This is a genomic window from Thalassovita sp., from assembly GCF_965218685.1.
Lineage (GTDB): Bacteria > Pseudomonadota > Alphaproteobacteria > Rhodobacterales > Rhodobacteraceae > Thalassobius.
In genome coordinates this window covers 1,553,729-1,568,945 of sequence record NZ_OZ244657.1, presented here as the reverse complement: position 1 = coordinate 1,568,945, position 15,217 = coordinate 1,553,729, and the positions used below count along the sequence as shown (strand labels likewise).

At 61.0% G+C, this 15,217-nt stretch carries 16 protein-coding genes; 5 read left to right on the top strand and 11 right to left on the bottom strand.

The window, feature by feature from the left end; all coding sequences use genetic code 11:
* Positions 1 to 51 precede the first annotated feature (51 nt).
* The 4 genes from ACOQOQ_RS07960 to ACOQOQ_RS07945 all read right to left on the bottom strand — a co-directional run bounded on the left by ACOQOQ_RS07960 (position 52) and on the right by ACOQOQ_RS07945 (position 4,882).
* Positions 52 to 1,608 (bottom strand): FAD-dependent oxidoreductase, encoded by a 1,557-nt coding sequence (locus ACOQOQ_RS07960; protein ID WP_420569602.1) that lies wholly within the window; start codon positions 1,606 to 1,608, stop codon positions 52 to 54.
* A gap of 12 nt (positions 1,609 to 1,620) precedes the next feature.
* The gene (locus ACOQOQ_RS07955) at positions 1,621 to 2,217 is read right to left on the bottom strand and encodes a gluconate 2-dehydrogenase subunit 3 family protein (protein ID WP_420569601.1); all 597 of its coding nucleotides are present in this window, start codon (positions 2,215 to 2,217) and stop codon (positions 1,621 to 1,623) included.
* Between the two features lie 140 nt (positions 2,218 to 2,357).
* Positions 2,358 to 3,851 (bottom strand): aldehyde dehydrogenase family protein, encoded by a 1,494-nt coding sequence (locus ACOQOQ_RS07950; protein WP_420569600.1) that lies wholly within the window; start codon positions 3,849 to 3,851, stop codon positions 2,358 to 2,360.
* Positions 3,852 to 3,922: 71 nt separating this feature from the next.
* On the bottom strand, positions 3,923 to 4,882 hold the full coding sequence (locus ACOQOQ_RS07945; RefSeq protein WP_420569599.1) for a helix-turn-helix domain-containing protein: 960 nt from the start codon (positions 4,880 to 4,882) through the stop codon (positions 3,923 to 3,925).
* 346 nt (positions 4,883 to 5,228) lie between these two features.
* Between ACOQOQ_RS07945 and ligA the strand changes: the two genes are divergently transcribed.
* Both ligA and ACOQOQ_RS07935 read left to right on the top strand, forming a co-directional pair.
* Positions 5,229 to 5,624 carry a protocatechuate 4,5-dioxygenase subunit alpha gene (gene ligA, locus ACOQOQ_RS07940; protein WP_420569598.1) on the top strand — a complete coding sequence of 132 codons (396 nt, stop codon included), beginning with the start codon at positions 5,229 to 5,231 and terminating at the stop codon, positions 5,622 to 5,624.
* Positions 5,624 to 6,475, top strand: a complete 852-nt coding sequence (locus tag ACOQOQ_RS07935; protein WP_420569597.1) for a class III extradiol dioxygenase subunit beta — start codon at positions 5,624 to 5,626, stop codon at positions 6,473 to 6,475. The genes ligA and ACOQOQ_RS07935 overlap by 1 nt, the downstream gene beginning before the upstream one ends.
* Before the next feature lie 21 nt (positions 6,476 to 6,496).
* Here the strand turns inward: ACOQOQ_RS07935 and fabI are convergent, their stop codons facing one another.
* Positions 6,497 to 7,261, bottom strand: coding sequence for an enoyl-ACP reductase FabI (fabI, locus tag ACOQOQ_RS07930; RefSeq protein ID WP_420569596.1), 765 nt, complete (start codon positions 7,259 to 7,261; stop codon positions 6,497 to 6,499).
* A 156-nt stretch (positions 7,262 to 7,417) separates the two neighbouring features.
* On the opposite strand from fabI, the gene ACOQOQ_RS07925 reads away from it, so the two are divergent.
* Together ACOQOQ_RS07925 and ACOQOQ_RS07920 are read left to right on the top strand one after the other, a co-directional pair.
* A complete protein-coding gene (locus ACOQOQ_RS07925; RefSeq protein WP_420569595.1) occupies positions 7,418 to 7,678 on the top strand; it encodes a hypothetical protein in 261 nt (86 codons plus the stop codon).
* Positions 7,679 to 7,750: 72 nt separating this feature from the next.
* The gene (locus ACOQOQ_RS07920; RefSeq protein WP_420569594.1) at positions 7,751 to 10,054 is read left to right on the top strand and encodes a Tex family protein; all 2,304 of its coding nucleotides are present in this window, start codon (positions 7,751 to 7,753) and stop codon (positions 10,052 to 10,054) included.
* Between the two features lie 90 nt (positions 10,055 to 10,144).
* Here ACOQOQ_RS07920 and ACOQOQ_RS07915 read toward each other — a convergent pair whose 3' ends face one another.
* The 5 genes from ACOQOQ_RS07915 to ACOQOQ_RS07895 all read right to left on the bottom strand — a co-directional run bounded on the left by ACOQOQ_RS07915 (position 10,145) and on the right by ACOQOQ_RS07895 (position 13,862).
* Entirely contained in the window at positions 10,145 to 10,684 is a 540-nt protein-coding gene (locus tag ACOQOQ_RS07915) for a biotin transporter BioY (protein WP_420569593.1), read from the bottom strand.
* Between the two features lie 51 nt (positions 10,685 to 10,735).
* On the bottom strand, positions 10,736 to 11,335 hold the full coding sequence (locus tag ACOQOQ_RS07910) for a CbiQ family ECF transporter T component (RefSeq protein ID WP_420569592.1): 600 nt from the start codon (positions 11,333 to 11,335) through the stop codon (positions 10,736 to 10,738).
* Positions 11,316 to 12,053 carry an energy-coupling factor ABC transporter ATP-binding protein gene (locus tag ACOQOQ_RS07905; RefSeq protein ID WP_420569591.1) on the bottom strand — a complete coding sequence of 246 codons (738 nt, stop codon included), beginning with the start codon at positions 12,051 to 12,053 and terminating at the stop codon, positions 11,316 to 11,318. The genes ACOQOQ_RS07910 and ACOQOQ_RS07905 overlap by 20 nt, the downstream gene beginning before the upstream one ends.
* 154 nt (positions 12,054 to 12,207) lie before the next feature.
* Positions 12,208 to 12,867: an SOS response-associated peptidase gene (locus ACOQOQ_RS07900; protein ID WP_420569590.1), complete on the bottom strand. Its 660-nt coding sequence runs from the start codon at positions 12,865 to 12,867 to the stop codon at positions 12,208 to 12,210.
* Positions 12,868 to 12,899: 32 nt separating this feature from the next.
* Positions 12,900 to 13,862: an NAD(P)-dependent alcohol dehydrogenase gene (locus ACOQOQ_RS07895; RefSeq protein WP_420569589.1), complete on the bottom strand. Its 963-nt coding sequence runs from the start codon at positions 13,860 to 13,862 to the stop codon at positions 12,900 to 12,902.
* A gap of 98 nt (positions 13,863 to 13,960) precedes the next feature.
* Here ACOQOQ_RS07895 and ACOQOQ_RS07890 point away from each other — a divergent pair, with 98 nt between their 5' ends.
* A complete protein-coding gene (locus ACOQOQ_RS07890) occupies positions 13,961 to 14,839 on the top strand; it encodes a LysR family transcriptional regulator (protein WP_420569588.1) in 879 nt (292 codons plus the stop codon).
* Here the strand turns inward: ACOQOQ_RS07890 and ACOQOQ_RS07885 are convergent.
* Positions 14,836 to 15,141 carry a DUF1992 domain-containing protein gene (locus ACOQOQ_RS07885; protein ID WP_420569587.1) on the bottom strand — a complete coding sequence of 102 codons (306 nt, stop codon included), beginning with the start codon at positions 15,139 to 15,141 and terminating at the stop codon, positions 14,836 to 14,838. The genes ACOQOQ_RS07890 and ACOQOQ_RS07885 overlap by 4 nt on opposite strands.
* Positions 15,142 to 15,217 lie beyond the last annotated feature (76 nt).

The window sequence follows — 15,217 nt, the reverse complement described above, 5'->3', positions numbered from 1 at the left end:
TGGCGCGCTGGCGTTGTGGGATGACAGGCGCCATCCGTTTTGCGGGCAGCCCTAGGGATGGGCCGCGTTGATTTGATCACTGATGTAGTTCGACAGCGCATATACCGTTTCGGACGGGTTATACCCAATCGAGGTCGGCAGCAGGCTGGCATCGGCCACATACAGGTTCTTCACATCATGGGTTTCCCCCGACGGGCTGACCACGGTCGAGGCCGGATCAGCGCCCATCCGGCAGGTTCCCTGCGGATGGAACGAGACATATGGGTATTGCGATTTCTCGTTCTTCAGGCTGTCGATCACCGCGTCCACATCCTCGATCCGGGTGATTTCCTTGGACAGTGCCGTGGGGATCAGAACCTTGTCGGCCCCGGCAGCGAACAAGGTCCGCGCGTTGGTTTTCAACCCGCCCTTCATTGCCTCGAAGTCGTGATCATCCACCGTGTAGTTAATGGATTTTACCCCGTCTTTCCACGTCACCTCGCCGACATTCTTGTCGTGGATCAGGGTGATCAAGCGGATCGAGTTCGGGTATTTCTCCATGAAGGTCACATATGGTTTGCCTGTGCCCGGGTTCTGGCTGGAGGCTGCAAATACCGGCTGCTCCAAAGCGTTCAGAAGGATGTAGCCCCCTTTGTCCGGCAAGGTGTGCTCGTCCATATACAGCGAATGCGTTGCGCCGTGGAAATCGTCGACCTCTTGGCTGAACAGTGCCGTCAACGAGATTGACGGGTGACAGGCAAAGTTCTGCCCCACCTGACCCGAGGAATTGGCCAGCCCGCTTTTCATCAGCAGGATCGGCGTTTGGATCGGGCCTGCGGCCAGCACGACAATGGGTGCGTCCACCCTCAAATCAGCCTTCTTCTGGCCAGTATTTGGGTCCACAACCTGCGCCGTCACACCTGTGGCGACCCCGTCCTTGGCCAGCACCTGTTCCACCCGCGTGTCCGCCCAGATCGAGGCGCCATGCGCCACCGCCCAAGGCAGATAGGTAACCAGCATGGATTGCTTCCGCTCGGCCTTGCAGCCCGCAAAGCAGAACCCGGTCAGGGCGCAGTCTTTCACATTTCGTTTGGCCACGCCGCGCGCCAGGCCCAGCTTGTCCAGACCTTCGCCGATCAACTCGGCGCCTGCGCTGGTCTCGTGCTCGGCATTGGGGCGGATCCAGATGTTGTCTTCGATCTTTTCGAAATAGGGCGTCAGCACCTCGGTCGTCAGGTTCGTCAGCCCGTATTCCTTGGCCCAGAGCTTTAGATAATAGTCCGGCGTGCGGAAACACAGCGCGGCGTTTACCACGGTCGATCCACCGACGCAGGCGCCTTGCAGGATGGTGATATCCCCTTGCGAGTTCGCCTGCCCACCGTGATCGGCATACATGGTGCCCAGGGACACGGCGCTCATCTCGGTCATCTGTTCAGCCGAGACATAGCGCCCCGCCTCCAGCACAATGACTTTCTTGCCGGTTTTGGCCAGTTCATAGGCGGCAATCGCGCCGCCAGCGCCCGATCCGACGACAACGGCGTCGGCGGTCAGATTGATGTTTTCTTGGGTGACGTCTGCCGCCTGGGTTACTTCCAACCCGTGGGCCGCGACATGTGCAGTATCAGCCATGATCTGTTCTCCTTAGGTTTGCGGCAGGGGCGCGTTGCCCGCGTATTCCAGGCCCCAGGCGTCAAAGACGGGACCGTCATATCTGACGCCTGACCAAGCGGGCGGGATCGCCCAATAAGCAGTGACAACCAGGAATTTCAGCGCGTTGAACAGCGCGCGCGGCGGCACTTGGTCGGAACTGGCCAGCGCGTCGCAAAATGCGGTCGCATCGGCATCGGACAGGTCAACAAAGGCCGCGCCAAAGGCCTCTTTCGGGGCCTCGTTGAAATAGGCCACGCCGCCCTTCAGCCCTTGCAATACATGCGGCGGCAGGGTGGCCAGAAACGCGCCATCGACGGTTTGCAACACGGGTAATGTCTGCGGCGCGACAAGCTTGGTCCCCTCGGTTGGCAGCAGAACCTCCATCAGGCGATGGAAGACGGCGTATTCGCTTTCGCTCATATGCGCGATGCCCTCGGGCACCGAAGCCCGCGCGACATTGGGCGCGATTCCGGTGACACCGGCGGCCAAAAGCCCCGCCGCCACCGATCCCGCGCGCAGAAAATCACGCCGCGACAGTTTGGAGACATGCGTCACCGCCTCCAGAATTTCAGTATCCATGTTTGACATGGTGTCCTCCCTTATTTGGCTGTGAGCCCCAGCTATTTGTCCGGGGTCTCATCGGCTGCGCCACGGCCGGGCTCCTCCTGCCCGGCGATGACAAATTTTGTTGCGGGCCGGCAATGACACAAACCGGCCCGCCTGCCCGATTAGAACGGCAGCGCATGCGCCTCGCGTTGAGTCGAAATCCAACGCTGAGTCGTAAAGGCTTCGATCGCTCCTTTCGGACCCCACTTGCTGCCTCCGCCCGAGGCCCCGATACCCGAGAAGGGGCAATGCGGTTCGTCATGCACGGTGGAATCGTTCACATGCACCATCCCGGCATTCACGCGTTCGGCCAGAACCTCGCCGCGCAGCACGTCCCCCGTGATGATCGAAGCCGACAGCCCATAAGCCGTATCGTTCGCCATCGCCAACGCCTCTTCTACTGTGCTGAAGGGGGTGACGGTGGTGACAGGACCAAAGATCTCTTCGTGCCAAACACGCATGCCCGGGGTCACGCCCGTCAGGATCGTCGCCTGGTAATACGGCCCTTCGACAGCCCCGCCACAATGCGCAACAGCCCCGGCGGCCCGAGCTTCGTTGATCAGAGTTTCAATACGCTTCAGCTGTCGCGAATTGATGATCGGACCGACCACACAGGTCTGCTCTTCTGGTTTTGTGGGCACAAAATTGCGGGTCTTGGCGACCAGTTTTTCAAGGAACGTATCGTACAGGCTTTCTGCGACCAGAATACGATCCGCCGACATGCAGATCTGGCCCTGATGCAGGAATGACCCGAAAAAGGCCAGATCAACCGCCCGATCCACATCTGCATCCTCCAGAATGATGATCGGGTTCTTGCCACCCAACTCCAACACAACCGGCTTGAATACCTCGGCGCAGGCGGTGTTCAGCAGCTTACCCACCGCAGTAGATCCGGTAAAGCTGACCACCTTGATACGCGGATCGTTGACAAAACTGTCGCCCACCATGGCGGCCCCATCGCGCGAAGTGGTGATGACGTTGAACACGCCATCCGGCAGGCCTGCGTCTTTCAACAGCTCGGCCAACATCAGTCCTCCAACGACCGGCGAATCCTCGGATGGTTTCAGAACCGCGGTGTTGCCCAGGGCCAGGGCATAAACGAACCCTCGCAGCGACAGGTACAGCGGGAAATTCCAGGGCGAGATCACCCCGACGACGCCTACGGGGCTGCGCACAGTGCGATTGATCTTGCCCGGCACCTGGCTGGGATAGACCTCGCCCACTTCTCGTGTCGCCAGACCTGCAGCTTCGCGCAGCGCCAACGGGATCAACGAGCATTCAAACATGGATTTTCCAAAGCCCGAGCCGGTTTCTGCCATCAGCGCCTGGGCAAAATCCTGCTGCCGCTCGGCAAACAAGTCGGCCGCTTTGTATAGAACCCCGGCCCGCGCGGCGGGGGGCAGCGCCGCCCATCCCGGTTGGGCCGCGTCGGCTGCAGCGATTGCAGCATCAACATCGGCCTGCGCCGCGTCAGATACGCGTGCAAAACGTTCTCCGGTCGCGGGCTCTTTGTCGTCAAAGACCGCACGGGACGCACCTTTGGTCCATTCGCCCCCAATGAACAGCTTATGGCTTTCCGCTCCAGCTGCCGCGTGTTTTCTTAGCCAGTCCAGCATTGTGTTTCCTCCCAAAAACAGAATACCGAAGCCTGTCATGCAAGCAGGGCCGGTTCCCATGTACGGGACTGTCAATTACTGGAATGAAACTCCCATTCGCGCAAAGACAGCTGGGTTTGCCGGCGCCGCCGGTATTCTGCGGGGGTTTCCCCGACCGAGCTGCGAAAGACCCGGCTGAAATGGCTGGCATCCGAAAACCCCAGTTGCGAGGCCATGGCCTCGATCCCGTTTTGATGTTGCCGCAGTTCGCGTTTGGCGCGGGCGATCCGCAACTGGTTGGCAAATCGCAGCGGCGACGTTCCGAAGTGTTTCTTGAACTTGCGATGCAGCGTGGATTCGCTCATGCACGCGATTTTGGCCAGGTCTTCATTGGTCAGGTGACGGTCCAGGTTTTCACGGATTATCCGCGCCGCTGCCATCAGGCCAGTATCCGCGGCACCGGCGCGCTCAAAGCTCACCAGATCCCGAGTCCGCGCCTGCAACAAAGACAGGATCGTGTCATCGATCCGTGTTTCAATGCGCATATCTGAAAAAATCGCCCGGTCCCCGCGAAACAGTTGCATCAAAGCATCCAAACGCAAATCGTCCGCATCCGCACCAGACAGCACCGCGAATTTGCCCCAGTCAATCGTCGCCGAGATGTCCTCGTCACGCGATGACAGGTTTTCGTTCAGACGGGCGATGATGCTGTCCATCCTGCCAGCCTCGATCTCGAAGCAGTCGCATTCGATCGGCTGATCCGGCGTCGCGGCGCCCAGGTCGATATCGATCTCCATTCCGGGGGGGACATACATCACATGGCCCGGGTCGAAACCGAAGGCTTTGCTACCGCCGACGCTCATGACCTTGTGGCCTTGTGTCAATCGGCAAACAATGGGGTTCGAGAACCGAAACTGAACCCGCGCAGGGGTATTGGTCAGATAACTCGCCGCCTCGGAATGAGCACTATAATGCGCAGTCCGATACTCTACCAGCTTTTCAACGTTCGCCCTGCCAGGGCTGTGCTCAAAGCTCCTCTCATGCGCTGTCATGATACCCTCCCCGATATCTACATCGCTGACCAACAGGCCCGAAGTGTGCATTTTATTGCAAACTCACAAAAAAGTCCATCTGCACGACAGCAAAGGCGCGGCCGGGGATATCTGGCAGCATTCACCGCACTCGATGAGCGATGAATTACCAAAATCAAATAGTGTTTTCCGCTTTCAAATTTCCCACAAGCCATGCAGGCTGATAGAGAATTCAGAACCATAAAGGTACTTTTGGGATGCACCAATGTCGACTGGCGTACACAGCTGGTGTTTCGTGCATCCACTAGGCCCCAAATACCTGACGCAAGCCATTGCAGCGCGCTCGGGGTAAACGAAAGGAAGTCGAATGACCGAAAAGGACTACGAAGATATCCCCGGAACCTTCGTGTTCGACGCCGACAGATCGCGCGAAGGGTATCACCTGAACCAGTTCTGCATCTCGTTGCGGCTGCAAAAGAACCGCGACGCATTCAACGCTGATGAAGAATCCTATCTGGATGGATTTCCCATGTCGGCCGAGCAACGCGACGCTGTGCTGAAACGCGACTGGAACCGCCTGCTCGAGCTGGGCGGAAACATTTACTACACCTCAAAGCTGGCTGCCAATGACGGCATCAATTTCCAGAATCTGGCCGGCCTGATGACCGGAATGGGCGTGGACGCTTATCGCGACATGATGTTGAACGGTGGCCGATCCATCGAAGGCAACCGCTCGAAATCCGAATGGGAGAACAAAGACTGATGGCACGTATTACTGCAGGTGTGGGCTGTTCCCACGTTCCGGCCATCGGGGTCGCCATGGACACCGGGATCACCGATCAACCTTATTGGCAGCCCGTGTTCGAAGGTTTCAAGAAGTCCCGCGAGTGGATGAAGGAACAGAACCCCGACGTGATTTTCCTGGTCTACAACGACCACTGCACCGCGTTTGATGCCTCGTGCATTCCGACCTTTGCCCTGGGTTGTGCGGCTGAATTTCAGCCCGCCGACGAAGGCTGGGGCCCGCGCCCCGTGCCCGTGGTGAAAAACCACCAGAAACTGGCCAGCCACATCGCGCAATCGCTGGTTCTGGACGAGTTTGACATCACCATCATGAACGAGATGGAGGTCGACCACGGCCTGACCGTCCCCCTGTCGGTGATGTATGGTGAAAAATCCCCGGACGAGGAATGGCCCGCGCTGGTGATCCCGCTGTGCGTGAACGTGGTGCAATACCCCGCGCCCACCGGCAACCGTTGTTATAACCTGGGTAAGGCCGTGCGCCGCGCCGTCGAAAGCTTTGACGAAGACCTGAACGTGATGATCTTTGGCACCGGCGGCATGAGCCACCAGCTGCAATACAAACGCGCCGGTCTGATCAACGCCGATTGGGACCAGCGGTTCCTGGACATGGTGCGCGATGATCCGGTCGGCGCCAGCCAGATCCCTCATCTGGAATATCTGCGCGAATCCGGCAGCGAAGGTGTGGAAATGGTGATGTGGCACGTCATGCGCGGCGCGCTGGACGAAGAGGTCACCGAGGTGCACCGGCACTATCACGTGCCGGCCTCGAACACGGCTGTGGGTCACATCATCCTTGAAAACAAGGCGTGACGGCGGGGGGCTTTGCGCCCCCTACCCCACGATGTGATATCCCCCATCGATATAGTGGACGCCGCCAGTGACATTCTGCGCGGCGTCGCTGCTTAGAAACGCCGCATAGGCGCCCACATCCTCGATCGAGGCCAGATGATGGGTGGGTGCGCGTTCGGCGGCTTGCTCCAACAACGCATCGAAATGCGCGATTCCACTGGCCGCACGTGTCTTCAGCGGCCCCGGCGACAGCGCATGGACCGAGATGTTCTTGGGGCCCAGTTCTGCTGCCATGTATTTCGTGACCGATTCCAACGCAGCCTTGACCGGTCCCATGATGTTGTAATTCTCGACCACCTTTTCGGCCCCGAAATAGCTGACCGTCATACAGGTCCCGCCCGCGGGCATCAGCGGCTCGGCCTTGCGGGTCAGGTGAATGAAACTGCCCACCGAGATATCCATCGCCACCTGAAACCCCGCGCGTGAACAATCGGTGACGCGGCCGTGCAGGTCCTCCATCGGGCAATAGGCGATCGAGTGGAGCAGGATATCCAACGCGCCCCAGTCTGCGGTGATCTGGTCGAACAGGGCGTCGATCTGCCCGTGGTCACTGACATCCAGCGGTGCAATGATCTGCGCGCCCAGCTCCTCGGCCAGTGGACGGACAAAAGGTTCGGCCTTGGCATTCAGATAGGTGATCGCCAGCTCAGCGCCTTGCTCTTTCAATGCTTGCGCACAGCCATAGGCAATAGAGTGGCGGTTGGCGATGCCCACGATCAGGGCCTTCTTGCCCTTCAGTGAAAACATGAGGGATCTCCTATTCAACAGGTTCGCGCGCCATGGTCCTAGCAAAGGGATATGACGATTCTGACAACCTTGCTGCACTGCAACAAGTTAAATCATCCCCTGAACGCCCCATGACCGGGATTGGCGAGGCGTTGCCCATGTGCTAGGCCCCGCAGAATGGCCGATTACCTGATCCGATACCGCAACTTGTCTGGGTCCGACCCGATGTCCCCGTTGTCCGAACGGATCAGCGCCACCTCGGAACAGCAGGCAATTGCCCAGCTCAAGGCCCGCCTTCCTCAGCAGGAAATCCGCGTTGAAACCGTCCGATCGGACACGCCAGCCCCCAAGAAACGCAAGACATGGGCCCAATGGGTGTTGCTGGCGCTGTTCCTTGTGATCGGCGGTGTGAACGTGGCATCGCGGTGGCTGAATTAGCGCCAATTCCCCCTTGGCGTGCCATGCAGAGCCGGGTAATCAGGTCGTCCCAAACACTCAATAGAGGCCCCGATGACCGACCAAGAGCGCCGCATTCCAAACCTGATCGCCCAGGAAATTCAGGCTCGGCCCGAACAAGCCGCCGCCGCGATCAAACTGCTGGACGAAGGTGCCACCGTGCCCTTTGTGGCGCGGTACCGGAAAGAGGTCACCGGCGGGCTTGACGACAGCCAGCTGCGCACGCTGGCCGACCGTCTGGGATACCTGCGCGAGCTGAACGAGCGGCGCGGCGTGATCCTGGCCTCGATCACAGAGCAGGGCAAACTGACGGACGATCTGGCCAAGGCCGTCGCTGGCGCCGAAACGAAATCGGCACTGGAAGACATCTATCTGCCCTACAAACCCAAGCGCCGTACCCGCGCCATGATCGCCCGTGAAAACGGGCTGGAACCGCTGGCGCAAGCCATTCTGGCGGATCGTTCAGCGGACCCTCAGGTGCTGGCACAGGGTTACGTGACCGAGGCCGTGCCCGACACAACAGCGGCCTTGAACGGTGCCCGCGACATCATTGGCGAAGACCTGTCGGAAAATGCTGACCTGCTGGGCCGTCTGCGTGATTTCCTGATGCGCGAGGCAATCCTGACCTCGAAAGTCATTGAGGGCCAAGAGGCCGCAGGCGCCAAGTATTCGGACTATTTTGACCAGTCCGAGAAATGGGCCGACATCCCCTCGCACAGGGCGCTGGCGATTTTCCGGGGCCGCAATGAGGGCATCCTGCAAGCCGATATCGCGGTCGATCCGGACGCCGCTCCGGGCCAGAACCGCGCCGAAATGATGGTCGCCGCTGCGCTGCAAACAGCCTCGGATGCGCCCGGAGATCTGTGGCTGCGCAAGGTGGCTGGCTTCGTGTGGCGGGTTAAGCTGCATATCTCGTTGTCCATCGACCTGCTGACGGAACTTCGCCGCCGCGCAGAAGAGGACGCCATCAACGTTTTTGCCCGGAATCTGAAGGACTTGCTGTTGGCCGCCCCTGCCGGGGCCAAGTCCACGCTAGGCCTGGATCCGGGCATCCGAACGGGTGTGAAATGCGCCGTCGTGGATGCGACCGGCAAGGTGCTGGACACCGCCACGATCTATCCGTTCCAGCCCAAAAACGACGTGCGTGGCGCGCAGGCCACGCTGGCCGAGCTGATCGCCCGCCACAAGATCGAGCTGATCGCCATCGGCAACGGCACCGCCAGCCGTGAGACTGAAAAACTGGTGGCTGACCTGCTGTCGCTGATCCGCGCCCCCCAAAAACCCACCAAGGTTGTTGTGAACGAGGCCGGGGCCTCGGTCTATTCCGCGTCAGAACTGGCCGCACAGGAATTCCCCGATTTGGACGTCAGCCTGCGCGGCGCGGTGTCCATCGCCCGCCGATTGCAGGACCCGCTGGCCGAATTGGTGAAGATCGAACCCAAATCCATCGGCGTCGGCCAATACCAGCACGATGTGGATCAGCGCCGCCTTGGCAAATCACTGGATGGCGTGGTCGAGGACGCCGTGAACGCCGTGGGCGTCGATCTGAACACCGCCTCGGCCCCGCTTCTGGCGCGCGTCGCCGGGATCGGGCCGGGCCTGTCGGACGCTATCGTCGCGCATCGCGATATCAACGGCGCCTTCGCTTCGCGCAAGGACCTGCTGAAGGTCGCACGCCTGGGGCCGAAAGCCTTTGAACAATGCGCGGGTTTCCTGCGGATCACGGACGGGGACGAGCCACTGGATGCATCCTCGGTCCACCCCGAGGCCTATGACGTGGCCCGCAAGATTGTCCAGTCCTGCGGCCGTGATCTGCGCACTCTGATGGCGGACCCGGCGCCGCTGAAACGGCTGGAGCCCCGCGACTTCGTCAATGATAAATTCGGCCTGCCCACCGTGCGCGATATCCTGTCAGAGCTGGAAAAACCCGGTCGCGACCCTCGCCCCGAATTCAAAACCGCCACCTTCACCGACGGCGTGAACGAGATCACCGACCTGAAACCGGGCATGATGCTGGAAGGCACCGTGACCAATGTCGCCGCCTTTGGCGCCTTCGTGGATATCGGCGTGCACCAGGACGGACTGGTTCATATCAGCCAGATCGCCGATCGCTTCGTCAAAGACCCGCATGACATCGTCAAAGCCGGCGATGTGGTCAAAGTCCGTGTAATGGAGGTCGACGTCCCCCGCAAACGGATCGGTCTGTCGATGAAAAAGAACCCCGAACGAGGCGGCGAACGCGCCCGCCCCACAACACAAAAACCGGGATCAAAGCCCCGCAAACCTGCCCCCAAACAACGCCAGTCAGATGTCGGAGGCCTTGGCGCAGCCCTTTTGGATGCCATGAAGAAAACCTAAAAAGGGCGGGGCCAAACCCCACCCTTCTTTGCTCATGAAATACTCCGGGGGAGCGCCGCAGGCGCGGGGGCAGCGCCCCTCTCGCCCGGATCAGGCCTCGGCCAAACCGGGGCGCGCTTTCAGCAAACCTTGGGTGATCAAACCGGCCAGAACGGCTTTGATCGTGTCACCGGGAACGTAGGGCAACGCCAGAGCGGTGGCTTCGATCAGGGTCTTGTCCAGCTTGATAGACAGACCGATGATGCCCAGAATATTCAGCACGAACATACCCCCGATCAGGGCCGCAGCGGCGGGGAAAACAAATCCGCCACGATCACGCCAGGCCTGCGCCAAGGCCCCGGTTACGAAGGCCGCGACCGGAAAACCGATCAGATAGCCAACGCTGGGCCCCGCGAACACGCCGATGCCACCACGGCCACCGGCCAGCAGGGGCAGGCCCAGTGCGACCAGCGCCAGGAACAGCAGCACAGCCAGGCCGCCACGCTTGGCGCCCAGAACGGTGCCGCAAAGCATGATGCCCAGCGATTGCGCGGTGATCGGCACGCCGCTGACAAGGTTCAGTTTCGGTAGCAGCCCCAGCGCCGCGATCAGCGCGGCGAATAGGGCGATAAGGGTAAGGTTGCGTTCCATTTCAGGGGTCCTTTTCAATGTCCGGTCTTGGCGGGCCAGCGGTCTCGCCTATCAACTCAATCCGCCGCGCGCTTTCAGCGCTTCGGCGGTTTGTTCTGCGTCATCTATTGCCAGCAGAGCCATGGGCAGCACCAGCCTCCATCCGGGTCGTTTTACGGTTCTGGCGCGCCATGCCTCCAGAAGGTGGCCGCCCTTTTGCACCAGCACGGGCGTGAAGCGGATCACCAACGCGATGGCCAGCGCGAAGCGGCGGCGCGCCTGATAGGGCACGCGCAGCCAAGCCAGCGAGGTTTGCACCACGTCCAGCATATCCTCGAGCCGGGTGGTCAGCGTGACCAGGTTAGCCGCCGCGATCGCCGCCAGCAGGCGCAGCACGATCACCACGCCCTGAGGGATGGCATCCGTTATCCAGTGCCAAACCATGATGATCGCGATGAAATAAAGCATGGGCCGCAGCATCCGCAGACCCTGCCGGGCAAAGTCTGTGCCCCCGACCAGATAGGCAGCTGCAACCAGCGCAGTGACGGCCAGACTGGCGGCGATGCCGTCCAGAAAGAAAATCCCGAAGGTAAACAAGCACAAGCCCAGCAGTTTCGCCCCTGCGCGCCAACCGTGGTAGGGTGTGCGAATATCAGAGATCAACGCGATCATCGGTCCCTCCCCAGGCGCGCATCTGCGCCTCGTAGGCGGGCAGAACCTGATCGGGTGCGCCGTCCATGTGTACCGCCCCGCGCTCTAACCAGATCACCCGGTCATAGTTGGCCAGTGCGCTCAGGTCATGGCTGATGTGGATCAGGCTTTGCGGCAGCCCGTCCAGGTAACGGCCCAGACGCACGGTGGTGGCCAGATCAAGGCCGGCAAAGGGTTCGTCCAGGATGATCAGCCGCGGCTCCATCGCCAGTACGGCCATCAGGCAGACCAGATGTCGCTGCCCCCCAGAAAGCGCGTGCACCGGCCGGTCAAACCAGGCCTCGCGGTCAAAGCGCGCCAACATTTGCTTGGCAGCCTCGCGCGCGGAGGTCTTGTCCATGCCCTGAGCGGTCAGACCAAAGGTCAGCTCTTCTCCGACCGTTGGGAAAATGATCTGGTGATCGGGGTTTTGAAACAGGATGCCGACCTGTGCGATCGCCCCCTTGCGGTCCTTGGCCACGTCCACGCCTGCCACGCTGACCGATCCCTGGTCCGGCGCCGCAAGCCCCGCAACCAGCCGCGCCAGCTGTGATTTCCCCGAGCCATTGCGCCCGACCACGGCCACACGCTTTTCGCTGATCTCCAGCGAAAGCCCGTCAAAAACCTGCGTAGTTTCACGCGCATAGACGACCCCGGACAAGCGCACGGACACCTGCCCCATCGGGGCATCTGTTTTCACGTCAAAGTGCTGCAACGGTCTGGTGGCTCCCTCGTTGACCGGTCGGATACTGCGAATCCTCGGCAGGATACAAGAGTGACGCATAGATATTCGCATCCTAAACACCGTAGTTTCACGGCATGAAACGGTCTTGCGTTGAAGGGCTTTTACCGGATTACTCGTCAAACGGCACGATTAGCTCTGGCCCGCTGGCCCGGTTCGAGTTCACGGCCCGCCCCACCCGATGGACGTTCAGCGTGCCTTCGTCGGCCGGGCGCATCAACAGCGCGGCACCGTGCCCCTCTTCGCCCAGCCACTTGGCCCAACTGTCATGTTCCAACACCACCGGCATCCGGTGGTGGATATGTGCGATATCCGCGCTGGCGCTGGTGGTGACCACGGCGCAGGTTGCCATTTGGTCGCCCCCCCAGTCCTGCCAGATCCCCGCAAGGGCCAATGGCGCCCCGTCACTACGCGAGAAATACCACGGCAGGCGGTTCCCCTCGTCATCCTTGCTCCATTCGTAGAACCCGGTGGCAGGCAGGATACAGCGGCGCTGACGGCAGGCCTCGCGGAATGCGGGCTTCTCGGCGATGGTTTCAGACCGAGCGTTGATCAACAGTGGCCCATCAGTGGGCGTCTTGTACCATGTTGGCAAAAATCCCCAGCGCATCGCGCCCAGACGCCGCAGCTCTGCATCCGAGGTAACCACATGCACCTGCGTCGTCGGGCAGATGTTATAGTTGGGCACTTCGGGCAGAGCATTGCCAGGCATGGCGCTGAACAGCTGCGCCATGGCATCGTTAGGCAAGGTATTTGCAAGGCGTCCGCACATGGCTGGCACGTTTTCAGCTTAGGCCTTGGGGGTCAAGCCGCGGTTTGCACGGTCAGGACGACCGCGCCTTTGCGATGGCGTCCTTCGACGTGGGCATGCGCCTGCACCGCTTGTTCCAGCGGATAGCAGCGGTCGATCACGGGGCGCAGTTTACCCGCATCGATCATTGCCACAAGCGTGTCCAGATCAGCGCGGGTGTCCCCGCTGATACCGATTTTCAGCTGTTTGCTGAGCATGGCCAAAGCGATTTCCTTCAGGCCAAAGTTCAGCGGGATGAACACGCCCTTTTCCGCCAGTCCCGGCCGCCCCTGGGCAAAACTCACGGCACCGACCGTGTCAAGGATCACGTCAAAACCATCGGTTGCCTGAACCGGGGATTCGACGCGATAGTCCCGCACCTGCGCAGCGCCCAACTGCTGCATAAGCTCCAGATTGCCCGCGCTGGCCACGGCCGTGACCTCGGCCCCCATGGCGCGCGCGATCTGCACCGCATAGGCCCCCACGCCGCCCGACCCGCCAATCACCAGCACCTTCTGCCCCGGCTGCACCTGACCGTAGTCGCGAAGGAACACCAGCGCGGCCAAAGCGCCAAAAGGCAAGGCGGCGGCCTCGGCAAAGCCCAGGGTTTGGGGCAGATGAGTCACGGCACCCATTTGCTCGATCATCAGATACTCAGCATGGGCGCCGCGCGGAGCAAACCCGAACACCCGGTCGCCCGGTTTGAACAGACTGACGTCCGAGCCGACCTCTTCAACCACCCCGGCGAAGTCACTGCCCAGAACCGGGTTACGCGGTCCGCACAGGCCGAACATCAACCGCCCGGGGATTTGCATCACCCCGGGAAAGGCAGCGGCGCGCAGGCGCCAATCGGCCGTCGTGACCGAACTGGCATGGACACGCACCAGCATCTGGCCACCCCCCGGAACGGGTTTGGGCACGGACGAGAGTGACAGAACATTTGGGGGGCCATAACGGCGATAGGTGACAGCTTTCATGATGGAACCTCGTTTGAGAAGTGAGCTTGTCCCCGTTTTGAAGCATACCTTTTCGCAAGTGAATTGACTGAATTCGTAGTTTTGATATGCATTTTCGCATGGAATGGAAAAGCCTCACCTTTGATTGGAACCGTGCACGCGCCTTTTTGGTGGTGGTGGAAGAGGGCTCGCTTTCAGCCGCCGCCCGCGCTTTGGGCCAGGCGCAGCCCACGCTGGGCCGGCAGGTCACCGCGCTGGAGCAAGAGCTGGGCGTGACCCTGTTCCAACGCGTTGGCCGGGGGTTGGTACCCACCCAGGCAGGTCTGGATCTGGCTGAACATGTCCGCGCCATGGGTGAAGCTGCAATGAAGTTCTCTTTGGCGGCATCGGGTCAGGTCGAAAGCGTCGAAGGCACCGTGACCATCACCGCCAGCGAAATGCTCTCGGCCAGTTTGCTGCCCCCCATGATCGGCCAGATACGCACCCAGCATCCGGGTATCCGGCTTGAAGTCGTTGCCGCAAACACCCAAGCCGACCTACTGCGCCGCGAGGCCGATATCGCCATTCGCAACACGGACCCCGGCCATCCCGACCTGATCGCGCGCAAAATCTGCGACGACGCGGGGCATCTGTACGGAACGCGCGCCTATCTGGACGGGCTGAGCGATCTGTCCCAGGCCGAGATTATCGGGTTCGACTGGACGGATCTGCTGCGCCAGCGCCTGAGCCAGATGGGTCATATCTTCGCGCCTGAACAATTCACCGTCACCTCGGCCAACCACCTGGTGCAGCTGGCAATGGTGCAGGCGGGCGTCGGGCTGGGCGTGTTTCCCACCCATGTTGGCCAAACGCACGGGCTGATCAAGGCAGTGCCGGACGCGCCGCCGATGCTTTATCCGGTCTGGCTGGTGGCCCACAAAGAACTGCGGACCTCGCGCCGTGTCCGACTGGTGTTCGATCTGTTGGCGTCGGGCATAAGCGCACGACTGAAACCCTAGCGATAGGCCTTGCGAGCCAGCTCGATCCGGGCCTCCATCATCGACATCTCTTTCATGATGTCATGCCGGCGCGTGCGGTCCCCGGTTTCGCGAAGCTCTTCCCGCAGTTTGGCCAGCTCGCGCGAAAGGGACACGAACTCGGGCACACCGCCTGCCTCTTTCACCAACCGGTTCAGCAAGGCATTCTGGGGGTCATCGCAATCTGGCAGCGGTTTGCCCGCGCCTTCGAGGTTGTCAAAGGACCCGTCGGCCTGCGCCTCGGCGATTTTCTGGTTGATCAGGTCGATCAGGGGGTGATCCACATGTGCCTCCGTCGTTGCGGGCACAATAACGGATCACAAGGGGCGGGCAAATCCCCTTCTGGCTTGACCCCGGCGG

What these genes read in the sequence shown, in the direction of transcription:
- ACOQOQ_RS07960 (WP_420569602.1), bottom strand. Translation starts at nt 1,608, where the DNA reads ATGGCTGATACTGCACATGTCGCGGCCCACGGGTTGGAAGTAACCCAG.
- ACOQOQ_RS07955 (WP_420569601.1), bottom strand. Translation starts at nt 2,217, where the DNA reads ATGTCAAACATGGATACTGAAATTCTGGAGGCGGTGACGCATGTCTCC.
- ACOQOQ_RS07950 (WP_420569600.1), bottom strand. Translation starts at nt 3,851, where the DNA reads ATGCTGGACTGGCTAAGAAAACACGCGGCAGCTGGAGCGGAAAGCCAT.
- ACOQOQ_RS07945 (WP_420569599.1), bottom strand. Translation starts at nt 4,882, where the DNA reads ATGACAGCGCATGAGAGGAGCTTTGAGCACAGCCCTGGCAGGGCGAAC.
- ligA (WP_420569598.1), top strand. Translation starts at nt 5,229, where the DNA reads ATGACCGAAAAGGACTACGAAGATATCCCCGGAACCTTCGTGTTCGAC.
- ACOQOQ_RS07935 (WP_420569597.1), top strand. Translation starts at nt 5,624, where the DNA reads ATGGCACGTATTACTGCAGGTGTGGGCTGTTCCCACGTTCCGGCCATC.
- fabI (WP_420569596.1), bottom strand. Translation starts at nt 7,261, where the DNA reads ATGTTTTCACTGAAGGGCAAGAAGGCCCTGATCGTGGGCATCGCCAAC.
- ACOQOQ_RS07925 (WP_420569595.1), top strand. Translation starts at nt 7,418, where the DNA reads ATGGCCGATTACCTGATCCGATACCGCAACTTGTCTGGGTCCGACCCG.
- ACOQOQ_RS07920 (WP_420569594.1), top strand. Translation starts at nt 7,751, where the DNA reads ATGACCGACCAAGAGCGCCGCATTCCAAACCTGATCGCCCAGGAAATT.
- ACOQOQ_RS07915 (WP_420569593.1), bottom strand. Translation starts at nt 10,684, where the DNA reads ATGGAACGCAACCTTACCCTTATCGCCCTATTCGCCGCGCTGATCGCG.
- ACOQOQ_RS07910 (WP_420569592.1), bottom strand. Translation starts at nt 11,335, where the DNA reads ATGATCGCGTTGATCTCTGATATTCGCACACCCTACCACGGTTGGCGC.
- ACOQOQ_RS07900 (WP_420569590.1), bottom strand. Translation starts at nt 12,867, where the DNA reads ATGTGCGGACGCCTTGCAAATACCTTGCCTAACGATGCCATGGCGCAG.
- ACOQOQ_RS07895 (WP_420569589.1), bottom strand. Translation starts at nt 13,862, where the DNA reads ATGAAAGCTGTCACCTATCGCCGTTATGGCCCCCCAAATGTTCTGTCA.
- ACOQOQ_RS07890 (WP_420569588.1), top strand. Translation starts at nt 13,961, where the DNA reads ATGGAATGGAAAAGCCTCACCTTTGATTGGAACCGTGCACGCGCCTTT.